The organism is Streptomyces ovatisporus, assembly GCF_042653885.1.
Lineage (GTDB): Bacteria > Actinomycetota > Actinomycetes > Streptomycetales > Streptomycetaceae > Streptomyces > Streptomyces ovatisporus.
On record NZ_JBHSFH010000015.1, the window covers coordinates 101,139 to 127,378 of the forward strand.

The 26,240-nt window shown below is 70.3% G+C and carries 19 protein-coding genes and 1 pseudogene; 7 read left to right on the forward strand and 13 right to left on the reverse strand.

What is annotated here, in order from left to right; all coding sequences use genetic code 11:
• Positions 1 to 25 precede the first annotated feature (25 nt).
• The 4 genes from tal to pgl are packed head-to-tail and all read left to right on the forward strand — an operon-like array spanning position 26 to position 4,564.
• Positions 26 to 1,168, forward strand: coding sequence for a transaldolase (gene tal / locus ACFPA8_RS24565; protein ID WP_386451928.1), 1,143 nt, complete (start codon positions 26 to 28; stop codon positions 1,166 to 1,168).
• Positions 1,169 to 1,173: 5 nt separating this feature from the next.
• Entirely contained in the window at positions 1,174 to 2,700 is a 1,527-nt protein-coding gene (gene zwf / locus ACFPA8_RS24570) for a glucose-6-phosphate dehydrogenase (protein WP_386451929.1), read from the forward strand.
• Positions 2,697 to 3,773 carry a glucose-6-phosphate dehydrogenase assembly protein OpcA gene (gene opcA, locus ACFPA8_RS24575; protein ID WP_386451930.1) on the forward strand — a complete coding sequence of 359 codons (1,077 nt, stop codon included), beginning with the start codon at positions 2,697 to 2,699 and terminating at the stop codon, positions 3,771 to 3,773. The genes zwf and opcA overlap by 4 nt, the downstream gene beginning before the upstream one ends.
• The gene (gene pgl / locus ACFPA8_RS24580; RefSeq protein ID WP_386451931.1) at positions 3,770 to 4,564 is read left to right on the forward strand and encodes a 6-phosphogluconolactonase; all 795 of its coding nucleotides are present in this window, start codon (positions 3,770 to 3,772) and stop codon (positions 4,562 to 4,564) included. The genes opcA and pgl overlap by 4 nt, the downstream gene beginning before the upstream one ends.
• Positions 4,565 to 4,822: 258 nt before the next feature.
• Here pgl and ACFPA8_RS24585 read toward each other — a convergent pair whose 3' ends face one another.
• From ACFPA8_RS24585 to ACFPA8_RS24640, 12 genes are all read right to left on the reverse strand, one after another.
• The gene (locus ACFPA8_RS24585) at positions 4,823 to 5,209 is read right to left on the reverse strand and encodes a hypothetical protein (RefSeq protein WP_386451932.1); all 387 of its coding nucleotides are present in this window, start codon (positions 5,207 to 5,209) and stop codon (positions 4,823 to 4,825) included.
• A gap of 179 nt (positions 5,210 to 5,388) precedes the next feature.
• The gene (pgi, locus tag ACFPA8_RS24590; RefSeq protein ID WP_386451934.1) at positions 5,389 to 7,038 is read right to left on the reverse strand and encodes a glucose-6-phosphate isomerase; all 1,650 of its coding nucleotides are present in this window, start codon (positions 7,036 to 7,038) and stop codon (positions 5,389 to 5,391) included.
• A gap of 298 nt (positions 7,039 to 7,336) precedes the next feature.
• Positions 7,337 to 7,672 (reverse strand): RNA polymerase-binding protein RbpA, encoded by a 336-nt coding sequence (locus ACFPA8_RS24595; protein ID WP_386451936.1) that lies wholly within the window; start codon positions 7,670 to 7,672, stop codon positions 7,337 to 7,339.
• Between the two features lie 237 nt (positions 7,673 to 7,909).
• Positions 7,910 to 8,140 (reverse strand): preprotein translocase subunit SecG, encoded by a 231-nt coding sequence (gene secG / locus ACFPA8_RS24600; protein ID WP_386451938.1) that lies wholly within the window; start codon positions 8,138 to 8,140, stop codon positions 7,910 to 7,912.
• A gap of 171 nt (positions 8,141 to 8,311) precedes the next feature.
• Positions 8,312 to 9,088, reverse strand: a complete 777-nt coding sequence (tpiA, locus tag ACFPA8_RS24605) for a triose-phosphate isomerase (RefSeq protein WP_386451940.1) — start codon at positions 9,086 to 9,088, stop codon at positions 8,312 to 8,314.
• A 142-nt stretch (positions 9,089 to 9,230) separates the two neighbouring features.
• Positions 9,231 to 10,445: a phosphoglycerate kinase gene (locus ACFPA8_RS24610; RefSeq protein WP_386451942.1), complete on the reverse strand. Its 1,215-nt coding sequence runs from the start codon at positions 10,443 to 10,445 to the stop codon at positions 9,231 to 9,233.
• 154 nt (positions 10,446 to 10,599) lie between these two features.
• Entirely contained in the window at positions 10,600 to 11,604 is a 1,005-nt protein-coding gene (gap, locus tag ACFPA8_RS24615) for a type I glyceraldehyde-3-phosphate dehydrogenase (RefSeq protein ID WP_386451944.1), read from the reverse strand.
• A gap of 155 nt (positions 11,605 to 11,759) precedes the next feature.
• Positions 11,760 to 12,737, reverse strand: coding sequence for a DNA-binding protein WhiA (whiA, locus tag ACFPA8_RS24620; RefSeq protein ID WP_045864271.1), 978 nt, complete (start codon positions 12,735 to 12,737; stop codon positions 11,760 to 11,762).
• Positions 12,728 to 13,780 (reverse strand): gluconeogenesis factor YvcK family protein, encoded by a 1,053-nt coding sequence (locus ACFPA8_RS24625; protein ID WP_386451946.1) that lies wholly within the window; start codon positions 13,778 to 13,780, stop codon positions 12,728 to 12,730. Before ACFPA8_RS24625 ends, whiA begins: the two co-directional genes overlap by 10 nt.
• Before the next feature lie 17 nt (positions 13,781 to 13,797).
• The gene (gene rapZ, locus ACFPA8_RS24630) at positions 13,798 to 14,808 is read right to left on the reverse strand and encodes an RNase adapter RapZ (protein ID WP_386451948.1); all 1,011 of its coding nucleotides are present in this window, start codon (positions 14,806 to 14,808) and stop codon (positions 13,798 to 13,800) included.
• Positions 14,809 to 14,836: 28 nt separating this feature from the next.
• On the reverse strand, positions 14,837 to 16,843 hold the full coding sequence (gene uvrC, locus ACFPA8_RS24635; RefSeq protein ID WP_386451949.1) for an excinuclease ABC subunit UvrC: 2,007 nt from the start codon (positions 16,841 to 16,843) through the stop codon (positions 14,837 to 14,839).
• 65 nt (positions 16,844 to 16,908) lie between these two features.
• A complete protein-coding gene (locus ACFPA8_RS24640; protein WP_386451951.1) occupies positions 16,909 to 17,565 on the reverse strand; it encodes an MBL fold metallo-hydrolase in 657 nt (218 codons plus the stop codon).
• Between the two features lie 117 nt (positions 17,566 to 17,682).
• On the opposite strand from ACFPA8_RS24640, the gene ACFPA8_RS24645 reads away from it, so the two are divergent.
• Positions 17,683 to 18,192: a GNAT family N-acetyltransferase gene (locus ACFPA8_RS24645; protein WP_386451952.1), complete on the forward strand. Its 510-nt coding sequence runs from the start codon at positions 17,683 to 17,685 to the stop codon at positions 18,190 to 18,192.
• A gap of 83 nt (positions 18,193 to 18,275) precedes the next feature.
• On the opposite strand, the pseudogene ACFPA8_RS24650 reads toward ACFPA8_RS24645, so the two are convergent.
• Positions 18,276 to 19,264: pseudogene (locus ACFPA8_RS24650) on the reverse strand (maleylpyruvate isomerase family mycothiol-dependent enzyme).
• Between ACFPA8_RS24650 and uvrA the strand changes: the two are divergent.
• Both uvrA and ACFPA8_RS24660 read left to right on the forward strand, forming a co-directional pair.
• The gene (uvrA, locus tag ACFPA8_RS24655; protein WP_386451954.1) at positions 19,203 to 22,169 is read left to right on the forward strand and encodes an excinuclease ABC subunit UvrA; all 2,967 of its coding nucleotides are present in this window, start codon (positions 19,203 to 19,205) and stop codon (positions 22,167 to 22,169) included. The pseudogene ACFPA8_RS24650 and the gene uvrA sit on opposite strands and share 62 nt — an antisense overlap.
• A gap of 650 nt (positions 22,170 to 22,819) precedes the next feature.
• Entirely contained in the window at positions 22,820 to 26,122 is a 3,303-nt protein-coding gene (locus ACFPA8_RS24660) for a phosphodiester glycosidase family protein (protein ID WP_386451955.1), read from the forward strand.
• The last annotated feature ends 118 nt before the right edge of the window (positions 26,123 to 26,240 follow it).

A 26,240-nucleotide genomic window follows, 5' to 3' on the forward strand; every position in this document is an offset into this window, starting at 1 on the left:
ACGACAAGCAGGAGATGCAATTCCCATGACAGACGCTCTCAAGCGCCTCTCCGACGAAGGCGTCGCGATCTGGCTGGATGACCTGTCCCGTCACCGGATCACCTCGGGCAACCTCGGCGAACTCATCGACGAGCAGCACGTGGTGGGCATCACCACGAACCCGACGATCTTCCAGAAGGCCATCTCTTCCGACGAGAAGTACGACCAGCAGGTCTCCGATCTGGCATCCCGCGGCGTCACCGTCGAAGAGGCCCTGCGCATGATCACCACCGCCGACGTGCGGGACGCCGCCGACGTGCTGCGCCCCGTGTACGACGCCACCGGCGGCAAGGACGGCCGGGTCTCCATCGAGGTCGATCCGCGGCTGGCGCACAACACGAAGGCGACCGTCGCGGAGGCCCGTCAGCTGGCGTGGCTGGTGGACCGTCCCAACACCTTCATCAAGATCCCGGCCACGAAGAAGGGGCTGCCGGCGATCACCGAGACCGTCGGGAAGGGCATCAGCGTCAACGTCACGCTGATCTTCTCCCTGGACCGGTACCGGGAGGTCGTGGACGCCTACCTGTCGGGTCTGGAGAAGGCCAAGTCGCTGGGCATGGACCTCTCGGCGATCCACTCCGTGGCGTCGTTCTTCGTCTCCCGCGTCGACACCGAGATCGACAAGCGCCTCGACGCGGTCGGCAGCGACGAGGCGAAGGAGCTGAAGAGCAAGTCGGCCGTCGCCAACGCACGGCTCGCCTACCAGGCATACGAGGAGGTCTTCGGCTCCGCCGACGGCTCCGTGGCGCCCTCCGAGCGCTGGCAGACCCTGGAGCGCGCAGGTGCGAACAGCCAGCGTCCGCTGTGGGCGTCGACCGGCGTGAAGGACCCGTCGCTGCCGGACACGCTCTACGTCACCGAGCTGGTCGCGCCGAACACGGTCAACACCATGCCGGAGGCCACCCTGAAGGCCACGGACGACCACGGCGAGATCACCGGCGACTCCGTACGGGCGAACTACGGGGACGCCAAGGCCGTGCTGGACGCCGTCGGCAAGCTCGGCATCTCCTACGACGACGTCGTGCAGGTGCTGGAGGACGAGGGCATCGAGAAGTTCGAGGCGTCCTGGAACGAGCTGCTCTCTTCCACCGAGGCGGAGCTCAAGCGCCTCACGCCGAAGGAGGCGTAAGCGAGTTGGACTACGCAGCCAATCCGCTGCGTGACGCACTGGACCGGCGGCTCCCGCGCATCGCGGGACCGTCGGGGCTGGTCATTTTCGGCGTCACGGGTGATTTGTCACGTAAAAAGCTGATGCCCGCCGTCTACGACCTCGCGAACCGCGGCCTCCTCCCCCCGGGCTTCTCACTGGTCGGCTTCGCGCGCCGCGACTGGGAGCACGAGGACTTCGCTCAGGTCGTGCACGACTCCGTGAAGGAGCACGCCCGTACGCCGTTCCGCGAGGAGGTCTGGCAGCAGCTCTCCCAGGGGATGCGGTTCGTGCCGGGCGTCTTCGACGACGACGACGCCTTCCAGACGCTCAAGGCCACCATCGAGGAACTCGACAAGTCCCGGGGTACGGGCGGCAATTTCGCCTTCTACCTCTCCGTGCCGCCCAAGTTCTTCCCCACCGTCGTCTCCCAGCTGAAGAAGCACGGACTCTCCGAGGGCGGGGAGGGCTCCTGGCGCCGCGCCGTCATCGAGAAGCCCTTCGGACACGACCTGCGCAGCGCGCAGGAGCTGAACGCGGTGGTGCACGGCGTCTTCAAGCCCGACCAGGTCTTCCGCATCGACCACTACCTGGGCAAGGAGACCGTCCAGAACATCCTGGCACTGCGGTTCGCCAACACGATGTTCGAGCCGCTGTGGAACCGCAGCTACGTCGACCACGTGCAGATCACCATGGCCGAGGACATCGGCATCGGCGGACGCGCGGGCTACTACGACGGCATCGGCTCGGCCCGCGACGTGATCCAGAACCACCTGCTGCAGCTGCTCGCGCTCACGGCCATGGAGGAACCCGCCTCCTTCGGCGCCAAGGCGCTGGTGACGGAGAAGCTCAAGGTGCTCAACGCCGTACGCCTCCCCCGCGAACTGGGCAAGCACACGGTGCGCGGCCAGTACACGGCAGGCTGGCAGGGCGGTCAGAAGGTGCGCGGCTACCTGGAGGAGGAGGGCATCGACCCCCACTCGAAGACCGACACCTTCGCGGCCATGCGGCTGGAGATCGACAACCGCCGCTGGGCGGGCGTGCCCTTCTACCTCCGGACCGGCAAACGGCTGGGACGGCGCGTCACCGAGATCGCCGTCGTCTTCCAGCGCGCACCGCACTCCCCCTTCGACGCCACGGACACCCAGGAACTGGGCCAGAACGCCCTGGTCATCCGGGTACAGCCGGACGAGGGCATCACCATCCGCTTCGGTTCCAAGGTGCCCGGCACCCAAATGGAGATCCGGGACGTGACCATGGACTTCGCGTACGGCGAGTCCTTCACCGAGTCCAGCCCGGAGGCGTACGAGCGCCTCCTGCTCGACGTCCTGCTCGGCGACGCGAACCTCTTCCCGCGCCACCAGGAGGTCGAGCGCTCCTGGGAGATCCTCGACCCCGTCGAGCGCTACTGGGAGAAGCACGGCAAGCCCGAGCAGTACCTGGCCGGGACCTGGGGCCCCCAGGCCGCCGACGAGATGCTCGCACGCGACGGACGGAGCTGGCGCCGGCCATGAACATCGACCTCACGGACACCACTTCGGCCCAGATCAACACCACCCTGGTCAAGGCGCGGCGCTCGATCGGCTCGCCCGCCGTCGGCATGGTGCTCACCCTCGTCATCGTCACGGACGAGGGCAACCACTACGACGCGCTCAAGGCCGCCAGCGAGGCGTCCAAGGAGCACCCCTCGCGCATCCTCGTCGTGGTGCGCCGCCCTGGCCGCTCACCGCGCGACCGCGCGATGGCGAGGCTCGACGCCGAGGTGCGGGTGGGCAGCGACTCGGGCACCGGCGAGACCGTGCTGCTCCGGCTGCACGGCGAACTGGCCTCGCACGCCTACAGCGTCGTGCTGCCGCTGCTGCTGCCGGACGCCCCCGTCGTGGTCTGGTGGCCCGAGGATCCGCCGGAGCACCCCTCGGACGACATGCTCGGCACCCTGGGGCAGCGCCGCATCACGGACGCCGCCGCCGCCGAGGACCCGCTCGCCACCCTCGCCCAGCGGGGCGAGACCTACGCGCCGGGCGACACGGACCTCTCCTGGACCCGCCTGACGCCCTGGCGGAGCGTCCTCGCGGCCGGACTGGACCAGCAGTCGGCCAAGGTGCTCTCCGCGGTGGTGGAGGGCGAGGGCTACAACCCTTCCGCCGAACTGCTGTCCTCGTGGCTGGCCGAGCGTCTCAAGGTGAAGGTCGAGCGGAAGGCGACGGAGGGCCCCGGCATCACGGCTGTACGGATGCACACCGCGCAGGGCGAGATCTGCCTGGACCGTGCGGACGGCTCCCTCGCCGAACTCGCCGTCCCGGGGCAGCCCGACCGTCACGTGGCGCTGCACCGGCGCGGCACCGCCGAGCTGATCGCGGAAGAGCTGCGGCGGCTCGACCCGGACGAGGCGTACGCGTCCGCCGTGCAGTACGGGGTCAGGAAGAGCGCGAAGGGCGGTTCCCGCGGCTCCGGGAACGGCGGCGGCTCCTCCCGTACGCGGACGGGAGCGCAGGCGGAGGCGCAGCCGGAGAAGGACACGGCGAAGCAGTCCGCGGCCGCCAGGAAGAGCGCCAAGGCGCCCACGAAGCGGGCGGCGAAGAAGTGAGCACTCCGCTTGAGATCGTGGTCCACGGCGACAAGGAGGAGATGGCCCGTTCGACAGCCGCCGCACTCGCTGGACGCATCGCCGAGGCGCAGCGCGCCCGCGGCACCGCCTCCGTCGTGCTCACCGGAGGACGCAACGGCAACGCTCTTCTCGCCGCGCTCGCCGCTCCGGGCGTTCGCGACTCCGTCGACTTCTCCCGGCTCGAACTGTGGTGGGGCGACGAGCGGTTCCTGCCGGAGGGCGACCCGGAACGCAACGTGACGCAGGCGCGGGAGGCGTTCCTCGCCGCGGTGCCGGCCGATCCGGCGCGGGTCCACGCGATGCCGTCCTCCGACGGGGCGCACGGCGACGACGTGGAGGCCGCCGCCGAGGCGTACGCCGCCGAACTCGCCGCGGCAGCACGGCCGGAGGACCAGGACGTGCCCGTCCCGTCGTTCGACGTGCTGCTGCTGGGCGTCGGGCCCGACACCCACGTCGCGTCCCTCTTCCCCGGCCATGCCGGGGCTCAGGAGGCGGAGCGTACGGTCGTCGGCGTGCGCGGCGCCCCCAAACCGCCGCCCGTACGCATCTCCCTCACGCTCCCCGCGATCCGCGCGGCACGCGAGGTGTGGCTGCTCGCGGCCGGCGAGGACAAGGCGGAGGCCGTCGCCCGGGTCCTCGGCGGGGACGCGGCACCGCACGAGACGGACGCTCCGGCGGCCGGGGCATACGGACGCGAGCGCACCCGGTGGCTCCTGGACGAGGCGGCGGCGTCCCTGCTGCCCCGCGACGGGCACTCGCCCCGAACCTGAAACGGAATCGGTCTGCCAGGCTCCGTGGGGCGAGTCGCTTCGGCGAAGGAGCCCCGCCCCACGGCCGTCGGCGAAGGCTGCGAAGGCTGCGACCCCGGCGCTGACCGCGTCGGCCCTCCGCCTGTCCCGATCATGGCCCCTGACAGGTCCCGTTCCCGACTGCCGCGGGTCTCCCTCGCGTGGGCACGAGAGGGAGACCCGCGCGTGCTCACGCGAGGGGGTGCGCCGATCGAGAACGCCGCCAAAGACGATGACCTCTCAGATCTGCCTGCTCCCGTGCAACTCCTTGACGAACAGCAAGTCCGGAACAACCCAGTCGGTACCGCGGTCGACGACCTCCACGATGCGGCCGGCCAGCGTCGGCGTCTGCTTCGGGCCCTCCATGGGGCACAGCCACCACAGCCCGTGCGGCGACCGTGCCCGGGCGCCTGAACGCCCGCTGGAGCCCCACCAGCAGGTCGTGGCCGCCACCGTCGATGTAGCGGGCGAGCAGGCCGGTTGTGCATGAAGAGCACCGTCCCTGGAGCCCGACTCCTCGGCGAGCGCGGTCAGTTGGTCCGACAGCCGCTCGGTGACACGCTGCACGTAGGAACGCAGCCCCGGCTTCACCTCATCCCCCGCCGAACGCGACGTCGCGCGCAGCACCTTCGCCCGGTCCGTGCCCGTGTCAGCCTCGCGGCCAGTGCCCGGTCAGTATTGCCGGACCGAACCGCTCTCCAAGACCGCCCAGTTGCTCAGTGACCTCCGTCCCTGCTGTCTGCACGCCCGCAGCTTGGAACGTGGCCGGGAGCAAACCTGGTGGCCGGGAGCAAACCCGGTGGCCGTCAGCGCCCCCGCAGCTCCCGGTAGCGGCCGACCAGGGACCGGGTCGAGGCGTCGAGGCCGTCCACCGCCGCGCCGTCGGTGAGCGCCGGCTCCAGGCGCTTGGCGAGGACCTTGCCCAGCTCGACGCCCCACTGGTCGAAGCTGTCGATGTCCCACACCGCGCCCTGCACGAAGACCTTGTGCTCGTACAGCGCCACGAGCTGGCCGAGCACGGCGGGTGAGAGCTCCGAGGCGAGGATCGTCGTCGTCGGGCGGTTGCCGGGGAAAGTGCGGTGCGGCACCTGCTCCTCGGGGACGCCCTCCGCCCGTACTTCTTCCTCCGTCTTGCCGAACGCGAGCGCCTGCCCCTGCGCGAAGAGGTTCGCCATCAACAGGTCGTGCTGATCGGCCAGTTCGCCCAGACCGTCCACGGGCCGGGCGATGCCGACGAGGTCGGCGGGGATCATCTTCGTGCCCTGGTGCAGCAGTTGGTAGTAGGCGTGCTGCCCGTTCGTGCCGGGCGTGCCCCAGACGACCGGCCCCGTCTGCCAGTTGACGGGACCCCCGTCCCGCTGAGCGGACTTGCCGTTCGACTCCATGTCGAGCTGCTGGAGGTAGGCCGTGAACTGGGAGAAGTAGTGGCTGTAGGGCAGTACGGCATGCGACTGCGCGTCGAAGAAGTTGCCGTACCAGACGCCCAGCAGGCCCATCAGCATCGGGGCGTTGGACTCGATGGGCGCGGTGCGGAAGTGCTCGTCGACGAGGTGGAAGCCGGCGAGCATCTCGTTGAAGTGGTCCGCGCCGACGGCGACCATGAGGGAGAGCCCGATGGCGGAGTCGTAGGAGTAGCGTCCGCCGACCCAGTCCCAGAACTCGAACATGTTCTCCGTGTCGATCCCGAACTCGGAGACCTTCACGGCGTTGGTGGACACCGCCACGAAATGCCTGGCGACGGCCTCCTCCGCGCCGCCGAGACCCGCGAGCAGCCAACTGCGCGCAGCGGTCGCGTTGGTGATCGTCTCGATGGTGGTGAAGGTCTTCGACGCCACGACGAAGAGCGTCTCGGAGGGATCGAGATCGCGGACCGCCTCGTGCAGGTCGGCACCGTCCACGTTCGAGACGAAGCGGAAGTTCATGTCCCGCCGCGTGTACGGGCGCAGCGCCTCGAACGCCATCTTCGGGCCGAGGTCGGAACCGCCGATGCCGATGTTCACGACGTTCCGGATCCGCTTGCCCGTGTGCCCCCTCCACAGGCCGTCGCGGACCTTGGCGGCGAACAGCCCCATCTTGGTGAGCACGGAGTGCACCTTCGGTACGACGTTCTCGCCGTCCGTGGCGACGACCGCCGAGACCGGGGTGCGCAGCGCGGTGTGCAGGACCGCGCGGTCCTCGGTGACGTTGATCCGCTCACCGTCGAACATGGCGTCCCGCAGCGATTCCACCCCGGTCGCGACCGCGAGTTCGCCGAGCAGCCGCAGCGTGTCGTCCGTGACCAGGTGCTTGGAGAAGTCCAGGTGCAGGTCGCCCACCTGCACGCCGTACCGCTCCGCACGGCGGACGTCCATGGCGAACAGTTCGCGCAGATGGGTGCCGCCGAACTCTTCACGGTGCTTTGCCAGCGCGTGCCACTCGGGCAGTTGATCGAGCCGGGTGCGGCGTGCTGCGTTCATCTGCGATCGTCACCGTCTTCTCGTGATCTCTGGTCTTCTCGTGCGGAACCCGCCGCACCAACCTAAATGACCGTCGGCCCGGCTGCGTGCACCGCATGGGCGGTGGCGGCCGGGCCGAGCCGGGGCGTGGCCCCGGAGCGAGACGGTGGGCCGGCTGACGACGGAGCGTCGGCCGGCGGGGGTGGGGTTCGTGGTGACGGTGACCGGTCCCCGGGACGGGCGGGGAGTCGGGAGGTGAGGACGTGCCGGCCGGCTCAAGGCTGCCGACCCTGGGCCGGGTGCCCCGGCGGCAGATGCGTCAGAGTTCGCCGCGGAGCTTGGCCAGCGCCTCGGCCAGGATCGCTTCGCCGTCCTCGTCGCTGCGCCGCTCCCGTACGTATGCGAGATGGGTCTTGTACGGCTCCGTACGCGGCGGGTCCGGCGGATTCTCCTGGTCCGTACCGGCCGGGAAACCACAGCGCGGGCAGTCCCAAGTGTCCGGGACCTGCGCGTCGCTGGCGAAGCTGGGCTGGGTCTCGTGCCCGTTGGAGCACCAGAAGGAGATGCGCAGGCGCGGGGCGGTTTCGCCTCGCTCGGCCTCCCCCATCGGCCCCGCTCCGACCCGGCTTCCCCGGATCGCGTTGCCACTTGCCACGGTCGTAACTCCCTGCCTCACGGTGCTGCGGAGCATCGGTAAGGAGCTCCGCTGCGGGGGCGCCCTAGTGTACGTAGGGCCCAACGCGCGTCCAGTGACCGGAGTTACTGCGTCGGCTCCGGACGCGAGCCTCATGATAGGCCGGGCACGTCGACTTGCGGCAGTTCTTGCAAGGCCGGAGGTACCTCCCGCCGCCTCGTGGACGGCGGGATTCCGGTCACCTGGCGACGGGTCCGATCAGGTCTCCAGCTTCATCAGCAGGCCGAGCACGACGATGATGGCGAACCAGATCAGGCCCACCACCACAGTGAGCCGGGACAGGTTGCGCTCGGCGACCGAGGAGCCGCCGACGGACGACTGCATGCCGCCGCCGAACATGTCGGAGAGGCCGCCGCCCTTCCCCTTGTGCATCAGGACCAGCAGCACTCCCAGTGCGCTGAAGACGATGAGGGCGATTGAGAACCCCATGATCACGGCTGGACCAACTCTCTCGGACAGTTCGGAAGACTTCTGCATCTCTGGACGGGCACCGGCCCGGCCCCCGACAGGGTACGACGGGCTGCCGCCCGCCGTCATGCGCCTGCCGCAGGGCCGGCACCGGGCACGGGCACCGCAGGCGGGCCGGCGGTGCGTACGGGCCTACTGGTCGCGGAATCGCACGATCTTGACGAACTCCTCCGCGTCGAGCGAGGCGCCGCCCACCAGCGCACCGTCGATGTCGGGCTGCGCCATGATCTGGGCGACGTTGCCCGACTTCACGGAGCCGCCGTACTGGATGCGGATCTTGTCGGCCACGTCCTGGTCGTAGAGCTCGGCCAGACGTCCCCGGATGGCACCGCAGACCTCCTGCGCGTCCTCGGCGCCGCAGGTCTTGCCCGTGCCGATGGCCCACACCGGCTCGTAGGCGATCACGATGGTGGCGGCCTGCTCGGCGGGGACGTCGTTCAGCGCGCCGTCGACCTGCGCGAGGGTGTGGGCGACGTGCTGGCCCGCCTCCCGGATCTCGAGCTCCTCACCGACGCAGAGGATGGGCGTCAGATCATGCGCGAAGGCGGCCTTGACCTTGGCGTTGACGACCGGCTCGTCCTCGCCGTGGTACTGGCGGCGCTCGGAGTGGCCGACTGCGACGTACGAGCAGTTCAGCTTGGCCAGGAACGCACCGCAGATCTCGCCGGTGTAGGCCCCGGATTCGTGGGCGGAGACGTCCTGTGCGCCGTACTTGATCTTCAGCTTGTCGCCGTCGACGAGCGTCTGCACGGAGCGCAGGTCGGTGTAGGGCGGCAGGACGGCGACCTCGCAGGCCTCGAAGTCCTTGTCGGTCAGTGCGAAGGCGAGCTTCTGGACATGGGCGATGGCCTCGAGGTGGTTGAGGTTCATCTTCCAGTTGCCCGCCATCAGCGGGGTGCGGGTGGTCACTTTCGGCGTCCTCCGATGTTCGCTCCGCCGCGGTCGCGGCTCATGTCACTGGCGCCCGCGCGGGGCAGAGTTGCGGAATCAGGTGCTGTCTTCGGCCGGGCAGCCGTGCGCGCGGCAGTACGTGTTGCCGTGCGCGCGCCGCTCAAGAGTCCTCCAGCGCGGCCAGACCCGGCAGCGTCTTGCCTTCGAGGTACTCCAGGCTGGCGCCGCCGCCGGTGGAGATGTGGCCGAACGCGTTCTCGTCGAAGCCGAGCAGCCGGACCGCCGCCGCGCTGTCGCCGCCGCCGACGACGGTGAAGGCGTCGCTGTCGAGCAGGCCCCGGGCCACGGCGCTGGTGCCCTCGGCGTAGTCCGGGTGCTCGAAGACCCCCATGGGGCCGTTCCAGAAGACCGTGGCCGCGTCGGCGAGCTTCGAGGCGTACAGCTCGCGGGTGCGGGGCCCGATGTCCAGGCCCATCAGCTCGGCCGGGATCGCGTCGACGGCGACTGTCTGCGGCTTAGCGGGCGCCTTCGTCTTCAGGTCGGGGAAGCTCTCGGCCGCCAGCACGTCGACGGGCAGCACGAACTCCACGCCGAGCTTCTCGGCCCGCTCCAGATAGCCCTGGACCACGGAGACCTGGTCCTCCTGGAGCAGGGAGCTGCCCACCTCGTGACCCTGCGCCTTGAGGAACGTGTAGGCCATGCCGCCGCCGATGAGGATGCGGTCGGCCTTCTCCAGCAGATGGTCGATGACGCCCAGCTTGTCGGAGACCTTCGCGCCCCCGAGCACGACCGCGTACGGGCGCCCGACGTCCTCGGTGAGCTTCTTCAGCACGCCGACCTCGGTGGCGATGAGACCGCCCGCGGCGTGCGGAAGCCGGGCGGGGAGGTCGTACACGGAGGCGTGCTTCCGGTGGACGGCACCGAAGCCGTCGCCGACGTACAGGTCGGCCAGGGCGGCGAGTTCACCGGCGAAGGCACCGCGTTCCGCATCGTCCTTGCTGGTCTCGCCCGCGTTGAACCGCAGGTTCTCCAGCAGCGTGACGCCGCCCCCGGAGCTCGCCTCCACGGTGCTCCGCGCGCTGTCGCCGACCGTGTCGGAGGCGAATGCGACGTCCTTGCCGAGGAGTTCACCCAGCCGCTTCGCGACCGGTGCGAGCGAGAACTGCGGGTCGGGCGCCCCCTTGGGACGGCCCAGGTGCGAGGCGACGACGACGCGGGCGCCGCCCTCGGAGAGCTTTCGGATGGTGGGGACGGCGGCGCGGATACGGCCGTCGTCGGTGATGGCGCCCGCATCGAGCGGAACGTTGAGGTCGGCGCGGACGAAGACCCGCTTCCCGGCCACGCCCTCGCCGATGAGTTCGTCGATCGTCTTCATGCTTGCTGGACTCCTTGGACTTCGGACCCTCGTGGAACCGCTCGGGCAACGGTCACCGCGTCTCACGGAACAGGGCCCGCCGGACGCGTCGTCGCGCCCTGCGAGCCCTGCCGCGGTCTGCCATGTGTCGGACGCTCCGCCGGTGTGGCAGCGGTCAGAGCTTGTCGCCGACGTAGGTGGTCAGGTCGACCAGCCTGTTGGAGTAGCCCCACTCGTTGTCGTACCAGCCGACGATCTTCGCCTGCTTGCCCTGGACCATCGTGAGCGACGAGTCGAAGGTGCAGGACGCGGGCCAGTTGACGATGTCCGAGGAGACGATCGGGTCCTCGGTGTACTCCAGGATTCCCTTGAGCTGCCCCTCGGCGGCCTTCTGGAAGGCCGCGTTGATCTCGTCCTTGCTCACCTCGCGGTCGAGCTCGAGGACGAGGTCGGTGACGGAGCCGGTCGGGACGGGGACGCGCATGGCGATGCCGTCCAGCTTGCCCTTCAGCTGGGGCAGGACGAGCGCGGTGGCCTTGGCGGCGCCTGTCGAGGTCGGAATGATGTTCTCGGCGGCGGCGCGGGCGCGGCGCAGGTCCTTGTGCGGGAAGTCCAGGATGCGCTGGTCGTTGGTGTAGGCGTGGACGGTCGTCATCATGCCCTTGACGAGACCGAAGTTCTCGTCGACGACCTTCGCCATCGGCGCCACACAGTTGGTGGTGCAGGAGGCGTTGGAGATGACGTGGTGCTTGCCGGCGTCGTACGCGTCCTCGTTGACGCCCATGACGACGGTGATGTCCTCCTCCTTGGCCGGAGCCGAGATGAGGACCTTCTTCGCACCCGCGGCCAGGTGCTTGGCCGCGTCGTCACGCTTGGTGAAGATGCCGGTGGACTCCACGACGACGTCGGCGCCCAGCTCGCCCCAGGGCAGCTGGGCGGGGTCGCGCTCCGCCATCGTCCTGAAGGTCTGGTTGCCCACCGTGATCGTGTCGTCGGTGTGGCTGACCTCCTGCTTGAGGCGGCCCAGGATGCTGTCGTACTTCAGCAGGTGCACCAGGGTCGCGTTGTCGGTCAGGTCGTTGACACCGACGATCTCGATGTCCGCACCCTGCTCCAGCAATGCGCGGAAGTAGTTGCGGCCGATGCGGCCGAAGCCGTTGATGCCTACGCGGATCGTCACGAACCGATCTCCTCGTTGGTACGCCGGTACGGACACCGGCAAAGCTGTATGGGATGTCCCCGACCGCTTCCGACCCTACCGCGCCGCACTCTTCTCGGTGACATCGGCCACCCGGGGCATGAGGGCCTTCGGCGCGCGGTAGGAGCCCGGGCCGGTCAGCCGACCATCTCCTCGGTGAGGCTGGTCTCCGTGCCCGGAATGCCCAAGTCCTGCGCCCGCTTGTCGGCCATGGCCAGCAGCCTGCGGATACGGCCGGCCACGGCGTCCTTCGTCAGAGGCGGGTCGGCGAGCGCGCCCAGCTCCTCCAGCGACGCCTGCTTGTGGTCCATCCGCAGCCGGCCCGCCGCGGCCAGGTGCTCCGGCACGTCGTCGGCGAGGATCTCCAGGGCACGCTGCACGCGCGCCCCTGCGGCGACTGCGGCACGCGCCGAGCGGCGCAGGTTGGCGTCGTCGAAGTTCGCGAGCCGGTTCGCCGTGGCGCGCACCTCGCGGCGCATCCGCCGCTCCTCCCACGCGAGTACGGACTCGTGGGCGCCGAGCCGCGTCAGGAGCGCGCCGATGGCGTCACCGTCGCGGACCACCACTCGGTCGACGCCGCGGACCTCGCGGGCCTTGGCGGCGATCTGCAGCCGCCGCGCCGCGCCCACCAGCGCCAGCGCCGCCTCTGGTCCCGGGCACGTGACCTCCAGCGAGGAGGAGCGGCCCGGCTCGGTCAGCGAACCGTGCGCGAGGAAGGCACCGCGCCAGGCGGCCTCCGCGTCGCACGTCGCTCCCGAGACCACCTGCGGAGGCAGGCCGCGGATGGGACGGCCCCGGCTGTCGACCAGGCCCGTCTGGCGCGCGAGCTGGTCTCCGCCCGCCACGACCCGTACGACGTACCGGCTGCCGCGCCGCAGACCGCCCGGCGCCATCACCACCAGGTCCGAGCTGTGGCCGAAGATCTCCAGTACGTCCTTGCGCAGCCGGCGGGCGGCGATGCCCGTGTCCAGCTCCGCCTCGATCACGATCCGCCCGCTCACCAGGTGCAGGCCGCCCGCGAAGCGCAGGATCGACGAGACCTCGGACTTCCGGCAGCAGGTCCGGGTGACGGGGAGCCGGGAGATCTCGTCCTTCACCGCAGCCGTCATCGCCATGGGCCGATCCTTCCATGCATCCGAAAAATACGGTCATACGCGGCGGCCAGCAGCTCCGGGTCGTGCCTGGCGGTGGATCCACCCGGGCTTTCGGCCTGGGAGGACCCTCCGACAGCCGCGACGGCGGACAACTCAGCCGTCGCACCGAGCCGCTCGGCGGCTTTTCGCAGAGATTCCTGGTCAGGGACGGCGTCCTTGTCGGCCAGCACCACGTCGAAGGCGAGTTTAGGGGCGTGTCGGGCCAAAACCTCCAAATGACGCTGCGGGGAGAAGCCTTCTGTTTCACCAGGTTGTGGCGCGAGATTGAGCGAGAGCACCCTGCGCGCCTTCGTGGCCGTGAGGGCGTCGAGCAGATCGGGCACCAGCAGATGCGGAATGACCGAGGAGAACCACGAGCCGGGGCCCAGCACGACCCAGTCCGCGTCGAGCACCGCCCTGACCGCCTCGGTGACGGCCGGCGGATCGTGCGGTACGAGGTGCACCTGCTGCACCTCGCCCGGGGTGAGAGCGACGGTCGCCTGGCCGCGCACGGTCGACAGTTCCTCGGGACGTTCCGGGTCGTGGCCCCGTACGAGAGCCTGCAGCTGCAGGGGGACGGCCGACATCGGCAGCACCCGGCCGTGCGCTCCGAGCAGCTTGCCCACGAGGTCGAGTGCCTGGACGTGGTCGCCGAGCTGCTCCCACAGGGCGACGATCAGCAGATTGCCCACCGCGTGTCCGTGGAGTTCACCGCGGCTGACGAAACGGTGCTGGACGACCTCCGCCCAGGTGCGTCCCCACTCGTCGTCGCCGCACAGCGCCGCAAGGGCCTTGCGGAGGTCGCCCGGGGGAAGTACGCCCAGTTCGTCGCGGAGCCGGCCACTGGAGCCGCCGTCGTCGGCGACCGTGACGACGGCGGTGAGGTCCCCGGTGATACGGCGCAGGGCGGTCAGCGAGGCCGACAGGCCCGCTCCTCCGCCGAGCGCCACCACTTTCGGCTGGGTACCGCGCTGCCCGGCCCGGGTGCCGGGCGGACGCCGGAACCGGACGGTCCTACGAGGCATTCGCGCTTCTCACGTCCTCATTCACGTCCCATGTCCCGGTGCACCACCACGGTCTCCACGCCGGCGCCGGACAGCCGCCGCGCCAGCTTCTCGGAGACCGCCACACTGCGGTGCTTCCCGCCCGTACAGCCGACAGCGATGGTGACGTAGCGCTTGCCCTCCCGGCGGTAGCCCGCGGCGATGAGCTGGAGCAGCTCCGCGTACCGGTCGAGGAACTCCTTGGCTCCCGGCTGGCTGAAGACGTAGTTGGCGACCTCTTCCGTGGTGCCGGTGTACGGGCGCAGCTCCGGCACCCAGTGCGGGTTGGGCAGGAAGCGGCAGTCGGCGACGAGATCGGCGTCAACCGGAAGCCCGTACTTGTACCCGAAAGACATCACCGTGGCGCGCAGTTCGGGCTCCTCCTCACCCGCGAACTGGGCGTCGAGCTTGGCGCGCAGTTCGTGCACGTTGAGGCCCGAGGTGTCGATGACGAGGTCGGCGTCGCCCCGCAGCTCGCGCAGCAGGTCGCGCTCGGCCGCGATGCCGTCGACGATGCGGCCGTCGCCCTGGAGCGGGTGGGGCCGGCGGACCGACTCGAAGCGGCGCACGAGCGCCTCGTCGCTCGCCTCGAGATAGACGATGCGCCGCCTGACCTGCCGCTGGTCGAGGTCGGCCAGGGACTCCTTGAGGTTGTCGAAGAAGCGCCGCCCGCGGACGTCGACCACGACGGCGATACGGGCCACGTTGCCCTGGGACCGGGCGCCCAGGTCCACCATGGTCGGGATGAGCGCGGGCGGCAGATTGTCGACCACGAACCAGCCCAGGTCCTCCAGGCACTTCGCCGCGGTGCTGCGGCCCGCGCCGGACATGCCCGAGATGATCACCAGCTCGGGGATGACGGCTTCGTCGGCCTCGGCCGCCAGTTCCTTGCCGACGGGCGGGTCGGCGGTTCTGGCGTCCTGCCCGGTGTCCTCGTGCCCGTCCGGCCGATGCGCCGCCCCGGCCGGCCCGGACGCCTGTTCCTGCTGTGCCTGATGTTCGCTGCTCATGTCACTCGCCCCCCGTCGTCACGGTCACTCACTCTTCTTCAACGATCTCACCGGTCGCGGTGTTCACCGCCGCCGCGGAGGACTTCGTGCTGAGCGCGGCCGCGACGGTCTCCGCCGTCTTCCGGCCGACGCCCGGCACCTCGCAGATCTCCTCGACTGTGGCAGCCCGCAACCGCTTCAGGGAACCGAAGTGCCTTATCAGCGCCTGTCTGCGGGACGCGCCCAGCCCGGGGACGGCGTCGAGCGGGCTCGCCCTGAGCGTCTTGGAGCGCTTGCTGCGCTGATACCTGATCGCGAAACGGTGCGCCTCGTCGCGTACGCGCTGGAGGAGGTAGAGCCCTTCGCTCGTACGGGGCAGCACGACAGGGTCGTCCTCCCCCGGGACCCAGACCTCTTCGAGGCGCTTGGCGAGGCCGCAGACGGCGACGTCGTCGATCCCCAGTTCGTCCAGCGCGCTGCGGGCCGCGGCGACCTGCGGCCTGCCGCCGTCGACGACGATGAGCTGGGGAGGGTAGGCGAACTTCTTCGGCCTGCCGTCCTCGTCACGCGCTCCGCCGCCGTCCGCGCCCTCCGCCGGTTCCGGGCCCTCGCCCTCGGCTGCCGCGCCTCCGTCGCCGCCCCACTCGCCCGTGCGGCGCTTCTCCTGCAGATAGCGGCGGAAGCGGCGGCTGATGACCTCGTGCATGGAACGCACGTCGTCCTGCCCGTCGACGGACCTGATCTGGAAGCGCCGGTACTCGCTCTTCCGGGCCAGGCCGTCCTCGAAGACGACCATGGACCCCACCACGTCGTCTCCCTGGAAGTGGGAGATGTCGAAGCACTCCACGCGCAGGGGCGCCGAGTCGAGGCCGAGCGCGTCGGCGACCTCCTCCAGGGCACGCGAACGGGTCGTCAGATCGGAGGCACGCTTGGTCTTGTGCAGGGCCAGCGCCTGCTCGGCGTTGCGCCGCACCGTCTCCATCAGGGCGCGTTTGTCGCCCCGTTGAGGCACGCGCAGGCTGACGGCCGACCCGCGGCGCTCGCTCAGCCACTGGGCCACAGGAGCCGCCGGATCGGGCAGCGCGGGAACCAGCACCTCCTTGGGAACCGCGTCGCCGCGCTCCTCTCCGTAGAGCTGCTGGAGGGCGTGCTCGACGAGTTCCGGGGTGCCGATCTCCTCGACCTTGTCGGTGACCCAGCCGCGCTGGCCGCGCACCCGGCCGCCGCGTACGTGGAAGATCTGGACGGCTGCCTCCAGCTCGTCCTCCGCGACCGCGACCAGATCGGCGTCGGTGGCGTCGGTGAGCACGACGGCGCTCTTCTCCATGGCGCGCTTCAGCGCGTCCATGTCGTCACGCAGCCGGGCGGCCTTCTCGTACTCCATCTCCTCGGCGGCCTGCTGCATCTCCCGCTCCAGGCGGCGCAGGTACGACCCGGTGTGGCCGGCGACGAAGTCGCAGAACTCCTCCGCGAGTTGACGGTGCTCCTCCGCCGTGACGCGCCCCACGCAGGGCGCACAGCACTTGCCGATGTACCCCAGCAGGCACGGCCTGCCGATCTGCGCCGAACGCTTGAAGACCCCGGCCGAGCAGGTGCGCACGGGAAAGGCCCGAAGCATCAGGTCGACGGTCTCGCGGATGGCCCAGGCGTGCGCGTACGGACCGAAGTAGCGCACGCCCTTCCGCTTCGGGCCGCGCATGACCTGGACGCGCGGAAACTCCTCGTCGAGCGTCACCGCGAGGGACGGATAGCTCTTGTCGTCGCGGTACTTGACGTTGAACCGGGGGTCGAACTCCTTGATCCAGGAGTACTCCAGCTGGAGCGCCTCGACCTCCGTGGAGACCACCGTCCACTCCACCGAGGCGGCGGTGGTGACCATCGTGCGTGTGCGCACATGGAGATTCGCCAGGTCCTGGAAGTAGCTCGCGAGCCGCTGGCGGAGGCTCTTGGCCTTCCCGACGTAGATCACCCGGCCGTGCTCGTCACGGAACCGGTAGACCCCCGGGGAGTCGGGGATCTCTCCTGGTTCGGGGCGGTAGCTGGAGGGATCTGCCATGCCGCACACCCTACGTCCGTGCGGTGACATCACCGTCAGCCACCGGCCGCCTCACCAGCCGCGCGTCACCAGCCGCGCTCGCGCCATTCGCCGAGGTTCGGACGCTCCGCACCGAGGGTGGTGTCGCCGCCGTGACCCGGATAGACCCAGGTCTCGTCGGGCAGTTGGGCGAAGAGCTTGGTCTCCACGTCGTGCAGCAGACTCGCGAACGCCTCGGGATCGTCATGGGTGTTGCCGACGCCGCCGGGGAAGAGGCAGTCGCCCGTGAAGAGATGGGGGTGGCCGTGCGGGTCGTCGTAGACGAGGGCGATCGAGCCGGGGGTGTGGCCGACGAGGTGCCGCGCCGTCAGTTCGTTCTCCCCGACCCGGACCGTGTCTCCGTCCTCCACGAGGATGTCCGTGCCGACGGGGATGCCCTCCGCGTCGAAGCGGCCCGCGTACGTACGGGCGCCGGTGGATTCGACGACGGGAGCGAGTGCCTGCCAGTGGTCGCCGTGCCGGTGGGTGGTGACGACGGAGGCGATGCCGTCGGAGCCGATGAGCTCCAGCAGCGTCTCCGGTTCGTTGGCGGCGTCGATCAGCAGCTGCTCGCCCGTCTTCCTGCAGCGCAGCAGGTAGGCGTTGTTGTTCATGGGGCCGACCGCGACCTTGGAGATCATCAGGTCGGTCAGCTCGTGCACGTCGGCAGGTCCCCCGACCTGCACCTCTCCGGTGTAAGCCATGACGCCACCCTAGACGAGTGAGCACACTGGCCGGCCAGGGTCCGTGAAGCAGCGCAGCGGGGCCGCGCTCCGGCGAGCACGGCGCCGGTTCCGCCGGGCGCGCCTACAGTGCCACGCATGATCGTCGAACCGCTCGTCCTGACGGAGGGGGCACTGTCCGGGGCGCTGCTCAGCGAGATCACCGGCCTGTACGCGTCCAACCGCGAGTTCCACCGCCTCAGCGGCGACTTCCCCGATCCGGACGACATCCGCCCGGGGCAGGTCGCCGCGGCGGTGATGGACGAGCTGGCGCAGCCGCACGCCCAGGTGCTGCTCGCGCGGTCCGCCGGAAAGCTCACCGGCATCGCCGCCACGCTCGCCCACCACCCGGACCCGGCTGATCCCGATCCGTGGATCGGGCTGCTGATGGTGCACGCGGACGCCCAGCGGGCCGGTACCGGACGGGAGTTGGCGGCGTACGTCGAGGACGGGTTCCGGCGGCAGGGGCGGAAGGGCGTGCGACTCGCCGTACTGGAGAACAACACGGCGGCGCTCCGCTTCTGGACGGCGACGGGCTACCTGGTGACCGGGCGCAGCGAGGACCGCGAGCGGCACAGGCCCTGCGCCGTGATGCGCAAGACGCTGTGATGCGCAAATCCCTGTGACGGGTCCTCCGGGCAGCCGTGCCAGGAGGCGCGATCCCGGTTCCGGCCGGCGACCCGTACCGGCCGCTACAGCGCCGGCAGGACCGGCAGCGGCTCCGGCGCCGCGAGCCCACTGCCCGTGCTCCGCCCCGTGAGCCAGCCCACCAGGGCCGTGGGGCTCCCTGCCACGACGAGCGAGCCGGTTCCGGTGCCCTCGGGCGCACCGGTGTACCAGGTGCCGCCGTACTCGCTGCGCAGCACGAGGGTCACGGGCACTCCCGGGTGGCCCTCGAAGCGGCGCGCCATGTTGCCCAGCTGCCGCTCGATGAAGGCACCGGGAAGATCGTCCATGCCGTAGCCGATGCCGAGGTCGACGTGGTGCAGCTCGATCTCGATCCAGCGGCGGAAGGGGAGGGAATTCGCAAGGTCGGTCACACCGTTACGCAACTCGACGGGCCGTTCCCATGCCGCGTCGCTCTGCGCGGCGAAGGCGCCGTCGAGACGGAGCGCGGTGTCGCGCAGGTCGTCGTGATGGGCCTCCGCGGAGCGGTGTGCGTCCCGCTCGATGTCGGCGTCGCGGATGTCGCCGCTCGCGTACATGGGGCGTCCCGCGAGGACGTTGAGCAGTGCTTCGGCGTTGCGGGCGAGTGGGCGAGCACGTGACCGCGGGACCAGCCCGGCAGCAGTGAGGGCTTGGCGGCGGTGGCGTCGTCCAGCTGTGCGACGGCGGCGAGGAGCCGGTCCGTGGCGTCTCTCACGGAGGCGGCGTCGGCGTCGGGACCGGGCGCGGGAGGAGAGGGGTTCGCGGGCTGCGTCATGATCCCAAAACTAGCCCCGCCACTCCTTCGGGTGGAAGACGGCACAAGGGGGCCAGATTCGAATGCACGTGCTATAAGCTCGTCGGGCGGCACCGCCTCGGTCCGGGCACACTCGGACCGCGCCGCCTCTACTCTTGTCCGGGGGGCTCCTGCGCAGCGGGGCACCCTGCTTCTCACATGAAAGGTGCCAACCGGCGTGGCCTCTGACCGTCTCATCGTCCGTGGCGCTCGCGAGCACAATCTCCGGAACGTCTCCATCGATCTTCCGCGCGACTCGCTGATCGTCTTCACCGGCCTGTCCGGGTCGGGCAAGTCGTCGCTCGCCTTCGACACCATCTTCGCGGAGGGGCAGCGCCGCTACGTGGAGTCGCTCTCCGCCTACGCCCGGCAGTTCCTCGGGCAGATGGACAAGCCCGACGTCGACTTCATCGAGGGGCTCTCCCCAGCGGTGTCCATCGACCAGAAGTCGACGTCGCGCAACCCGCGTTCGACGGTGGGCACCATCACCGAGGTCTACGACTACCTCCGTCTGCTGTTCGCCCGCATCGGCAAGCCGCACTGCCCCGAGTGCGGCAGGCCCATCGCCCGCCAGTCGCCCCAGGCGATCGTGGACAGGGTGCTGGACCTGGAGCCGGGCAGCCGCTTCCAGGTGCTGTCACCGCTGGTGCGCGAGCGCAAGGGCGAGTACGCCGACCTCTTCAACGAGCTCCAGACGAAGGGCTACAGCAGGGCGCGCGTCGACGGGCAGACGATCCAGCTCTCCGAACCGCCGAAGCTGAAGAAGCAGGAGAAGCACACCATCGAGGTGGTCGTGGACCGCCTCACCGTCAAGGAGAGCGCGAAGCGGCGGCTCACGGACTCCGTGGAGACGGCGCTGGGCCTCTCGGGCGGCATGGTCATCCTGGACTTCGTCGACCTCGACGAGGACGACCCGCAACGCGAGCGGATGTTCTCCGAGCACCTCTACTGCCCGTACGACGACCTGTCGTTCGAGGAGCTGGAGCCGCGCACCTTCTCCTTCAACTCCCCCTTCGGCGCCTGTCCGGAGTGCACAGGCATCGGCACCCGCATGGAGGTCGACCCGGAGCTGATCGTCCCCGACGAGGACAAGTCACTGGACGAGGGCGCGCTGCACCCCTGGTCGCACGGCCACACGCGGGACTACTTCGGGCGTCTGACCGGTGCGCTCGCGGACGCCCTGGGCTTCCGTACGGACATCCCCTGGGCCGGGCTGCCGCAGCGCGCCAAGAAGGCCCTGCTGTACGGCCACAGGACGCAGATCGAGGTGCGCTACCGCAACCGGTACGGACGTGAGCGGGCGTACACCACGGCCTTCGAAGGCGTCGTGCCGTTCGTCAAGCGCCGGCACCAGGAGGCGGAGACCGACAGCAGCCGGGAGCGCTTCGAGGGGTACATGCGCGAGGTGCCCTGCCCGACGTGCGAGGGCACGCGGCTGAAGCCGATCGTGCTCGCGGTGACCATGCAGGGGAAGTCCATCGCGGAGATCTCGGCGATGTCGATCAGCGAATGCGCGGAGTTCCTGCGCGAGATGGTGCTGAGCGACCGGGACAAGACCATCGCCGAGCGGGTCCTGAAGGAGGTCAACGAGCGGCTGCGGTTCCTGGTCGACGTCGGCCTCGACTACCTGTCGCTCAACCGTGCGGCCGGGACGCTCTCGGGCGGCGAGGCGCAGCGCATCCGGCTTGCGACCCAGATCGGTTCGGGCCTGGTGGGTGTGCTGTACGTGCTGGACGAGCCCTCCATCGGCCTGCACCAGCGGGACAACCACCGGCTGATCGAGACGCTGGTGCGGCTGCGCGACCTGGGCAACACCCTGATCGTCGTGGAGCACGACGAGGACACCATCAAGGCGTCCGACTGGGTCGTCGACATCGGCCCCGGCGCAGGCGAGCACGGCGGCAAGGTCGTGCACAGCGGCCCGCTGAAGGAGCTCCTGGAGAACGCCGGTTCGGTGACCGGCGACTACCTGGCCGGGAAGAAGAGCATCCCGCTCCCGGACGTGCGGCGGCCCGCCGGCCCCGAGCGGCAGCTGACGGTGCGCGGGGCGCGCGAGAACAACCTCCGCGACATCGACGTGTCGTTCCCGATCGGCGTGCTGACGGCCGTGACGGGCGTGTCCGGATCGGGCAAGTCCACGCTGGTCAACGACATCCTCTACACGCACCTGGCGCGGGAGCTGAACAACGCCAAGTCCGTGCCGGGCCGGCACACGCGGGTGGACGGCGACGACCTGGTGGACAAGGTCGTGCACGTCGACCAGTCGCCGATCGGCCGTACGCCGCGCTCCAACCCGGCGACGTACACCGGCGTCTTCGACCACGTGCGCCGGCTCTTCGCCGAGACCACGGAGGCGAAGGTGCGCGGCTACCAGCCGGGCCGCTTCTCCTTCAACGTCAAGGGCGGCCGGTGCGAGAACTGCTCCGGCGACGGCACCATCAAGATCGAGATGAACTTCCTGCCGGACGTGTTCGTGCCGTGCGAGGTCTGCCACGGCGCGCGGTACAACCGGGAGACGCTCGAGGTCCACTACAAGGGCAAGAGCATCTCCGAAGTGCTCGACATGCCCATCGAGCAGGCGATGGACTTCTTCGAGGCGGTGCCCGGCATCGCCCGGCACCTGCGGACGCTCAACGACGTCGGCCTGGGTTACGTGCGGCTCGGACAGCCCGCGCCGACGCTCTCCGGCGGCGAGGCGCAGCGCGTGAAGCTGGCGAGCGAGCTGCAGAAGCGCTCCACGGGCCGCACGGTGTACGTGCTCGACGAGCCCACGACCGGTCTGCACTTCGAGGACATCCGCAAGCTCATCTCCGTGCTGGACGGCCTTGTCGACAAGGGCAACACGGTGATCGTCATCGAGCACAACCTGGACGTCATCAAGACGGCGGACTGGGTCGTCGACATGGGCCCCGAGGGCGGCAACGGCGGCGGGCTCATCGTCGCGGAGGGAACGCCCGAGCAGGTCGCGGCGATCCCGGCCAGCCACACGGGGAAGTTCCTGCGGGACGTGCTGGGCGACCGGGTGAGCGACGCCGCGCCGTCGGCGCGCAAGCCGGAGTCCGGGGGTACGCGCACCTCCGGGAGCCGTGCCGCCGGGAAGGCGAAGAAGGCAGCGGGGGCGAAGGCGAAGCGCTCCGCGAAGTAGCCCGGGCGGAGGGCGGGTCGGAGGGCCGGTCGGCGGTTTGCTGCGCGCGGGCCGTCGGGTCCCGCCCTCCTGGCGGGTCCGGGAGCACCAGGACACCAGGAGGAAGGTCCCGGGGTGGTCGTGGACCACCCCGGGGCCTCGTCGTGCCCGGGCTTCGTGGTGCCCGGGACTCAACCGGACACCGGGCCCCGGGTCTTCCCCGCGCCACGGCCCTCGACATCGGTTCCCCCTGCTCCGCGGCGGCGCCGGACCGGCCGCGCGGCGCCCCGAGGGCACCCCGGCCGGCCCCGCCTTGAAACTCCAACTCCTTTTGCATGAATGGCAGTTGAGCGCCGGTTTCCGGTGAATTCCGCCCTGACGTCTGGTGCAGACCCTTCACCGCTGGGACGCTTCGCCACGGTGTGCGCAGATAGCGCACGAAACTCCCGGTGTTTGTAGGGGTTGTTGTGATACGAGTTCACGTACACCGAAGAGTCCTCGCCCGGCCGCTGCTTCCCGCAGTGGCCGTTCTTTCTGTCCTGACGCTCTGTCAGGCACCCGCTGCCGGGGCCGCACCGGCGCCCCCGGCCTCCGGCCGGCTGCCCGCAGCGGTCCAGTCCGTCCGTCCGCCGGCATCCGCCGACCCGGCCGGAATCCCCGACGGCGACGGAATGGAGCTCTCGCGCACCAGCCGACCGGTCGCCCCCGGAGCACGGCTGACTTCCTTCCAGCGACTGGAGTCCGACAAGTGGCTGCGCGCCGACGCGCTCAGCGTCGAACTGGGCAGCGGCAGCGGCGGCACACGGGCCGACTACCTCTCGTCCGGTGAGGTCTCCACACCCAAGACGGTCACCGAGCAGGTCAGGGACCACGACCCGGGCGAGGGACGGCGTACCGTCGCCGCGTTCAACGCCGACTTCTTCGACATCGACGAGACCGGCGCGCCGCTCGGTCCCGGCCTGCGCGACGGCCGTGCCACCCACTCCCCCGCCGCCGGCAACAGCGAGTCGCTCGGCTTCGGCCCCGAGGCTGCGGGCCGTGTCCTCGACCTCTACTTCGAGGGTTCCCTCACCCTTCCCGACGGGAAGGAGCCACTGACCGCGTACAACGCGGCCAACGTGCCCGAGAACGGCATCGGTGCCTACAACTCCCAGTGGGGGAAGGCGGACCGGGCGCTGACCACCGACAGCGACCCCGACGCCGCCGAAGTGACGCTGCGTCGCGGGCGTGTCGACGGTGTCTCGGACGAGCCCGGTGACGGGCCCATCGCGAAGGGCACCACGGTCCTCGTCGGACGTGACGCCGGAGCGGAGCGACTCGCCTCGCTGGAGAAGGGCGACAAGGTCACGCTGGAGTACCACGTCCGTACGGACGACGGAAGTCCCGTTCCGCGTACGGCAGTCGGCGGCCGCGGCCTGCTCGTCGTGGACGGCCGGGCGCAGAACTGGGAGGGCAGACCGAACAACGCGACGGCACCGCGCACTGCCGTCGGCTTCTCCAAGGACGGTTCGACGATGCACGTGATGAGCGTCGACGGGCGCCAGGCGGCCTCCGGTGGTGTCACCCTCACCGAACTCGCCCTGATGATGCGGGACCTGGGCGCGTACAACGCCATCAACCTGGACGGCGGGGGCTCCTCCACCCTGCTGGCCCGCGAACCCGGCGGCCGCGCCCCGCAGTTGGAGAACGCTCCCTCGGACGGCGAGCAGCGCGAGGTTCCCAACGGACTCGCCCTCACCGCACCGGAGGGCACCGGTCGCCTCAAGGGCTTCTGGGTGGAGACGGCCGCCGACCCGGCAGCTGCGCCCACCGCCGACAACATGCCCGGCGGTCATCCGGAGCGCGTATTCCCGGGCCTCACACGGAAGTTGACGGCGGCCGGGTACGACGAGACTTACGGCCCGGCCGAGGGCAGCCCCCGCTGGACGGCGACCCGTCCGGGAGTCGGCAGGGTCGACGGCTCCGGGGTGTTCCACGCCCGCCGCACGGGAGTCACGGACGTGAGCGCGCACGAGGGACGTGCCCGCGGCTCGACGAAGCTGTCGGTCATCGGGGATCTCGACCGCATCCGGCCCACCCGGGAGCGGGTCGGACTCGCCGACGACCGGGTCCAGGGCTCCTTCGGGCTCGTCGGGTTCGACTCCGGGGGCACGAGCGCACCCGTGGATCCGGCCGACGCGCGGCTGGACTACGACAGTTCACGCTTCGTCATCTCACCGGACCCGGCCCGCGGCGGATTCACCGTCAGAGCCCGGCCCGGCCAGGAATCGGCGTCGGATATCGTCACGGTGACGGTCAAGGGCCGTACGGCACGCCTCGCCGTGACGGTCGGCCTGCGTGACCAGAAGGTCGCCGCCTTCGACGACGCCGCCGAATGGAAGTTCAGCGCCGCCCGCGCGGAGGGTTCCCTGACAGCCGAACCGGAGGGCCGTGAAGGCACAGGCCTGAGAATGGCGTACGACTTCGCCCGTTCGACGGCGACACGGGCCGTCTACGCCAGTCCACCGCAGGAGGTCCCCGTCTCGGGACAGCCGCAGAGCTTCACCATGTGGGTCAGAAGCGACGGGAAGGGTGCTTGGCCGTCGCTCCACCTGAAGGACGCCGGCGGCACCGACCAGGTGCTGCGCGGCGGACACCTCACCGAGGAGGGCTGGCAGCAGGTCGTCTTCGAGGTTCCCGAAGGTGTGTCCTACCCGCTGCGGCTGCAGCGCTTCTATCTCGCCGAGACCCGGCCCGCCGAGCAGTACACCGGTGAGGTCGTCCTCGACGAGCTGGTGGCGCGTACGCCTCCCGACGTCGATCTGCCCGGCGCCGCACGGCCGCACGACCCGCTGATCTCCACCGCGGCGGATGTCGCGGGGAGCGACTGGCGCTTCGCCGTGATGTCCGACGCCCAGTTCGTCGCTCGCGATCCGGACAGTGCCGTCGTACGGCAGGCGCGGCGGACGCTCCGTGAGATACGGGCCGCCGGTCCGGATTTCGTGCTCGTCAACGGCGACCTGGTCGACGAGGGGTCGGAGGAGGACCTGCGCTTCGCGCGCCGTGTGCTGGAAGAGGAGCTGGGCGACGACGTCGAGTGGATCTATGTGCCGGGCAACCACGAGGTGATGGGCGGGGACATCGGCAACTTCGTCGAGGAGTTCGGCCCCGCGCAGCGCACGTTCGACCACAAGGGCACGCGGTTCATCACACTCGACACCTCGTCACTGACCCTGCGCGGAGGTGGCTACTCCCAGATCCAGGAACTGCGACGGCAGCTGGACGCAGCCGCGAAGGACCCCTCCGTGACGTCGGTGTCCGTGGTGCAGCACGTACCGCCGCGCGATCCGACGGGCCAGCAGGCGAGCCGGCTCACGGACCGGATGGAGGCCGACCTGCTGGAGAAGTGGCTCGGCGACTTCCGCACCCGCTCGGGCAAGGGGACCGCCTTCATCGGAGCGCACGTGGGCGTCTTCGACGCGTCCCGGGTCGACGGCGTGCCCTATCTCGTCAACGGCAACTCCGGGAAGGCGCCGGCGGCTCCGCCCGGTGACGGCGGCTTCACCGGCTGGTCGCTGCTCGGCGTGGACGAAGACGCCGCGCGTCAGAAGAGCGGGAACGGCAGCGGGGCGGGAAGCGGATCGGACGACGACTGGATCGCCGCTCAGACGAGGGCACACGTCGACGGCCTGACGCTGGAGGCCCCCGGCGAGCTGAACGTGGGCGAGTCGGCGCGTGCGGCAGCGACCGTCACGCAGGGAGCGGGCGAGGCCGCGCGGAGAGTGCCGGTCGGCTGGCCCCTCAGCGCGGACTGGTCGGGGTCGGGCGGTCTCTGCGTCCGGCACGAAGGGGCGCCGCGGACCGGCAAGAGCCGCTGTGCGGCCTCCTACGATCCGCGCACCGGCACCCTCACCGCGCTGCGGCCCGGCACCGTCGAGCTGCGCGTGACGGTCAACGGTGAGCGTACGGAGAAGGAGGTGAAGCTCGTCCGGTGAGCCGCAGGAGCCCGGTGCCTGCCAGGACTTCGGCTGCCCGGCAGGCACCGGGTTCTCCCCGCCGAGGAGCGCACAGAGGAAACCCGCCGTCCCGGCTTACCGGACGGCGGGTCTCAGC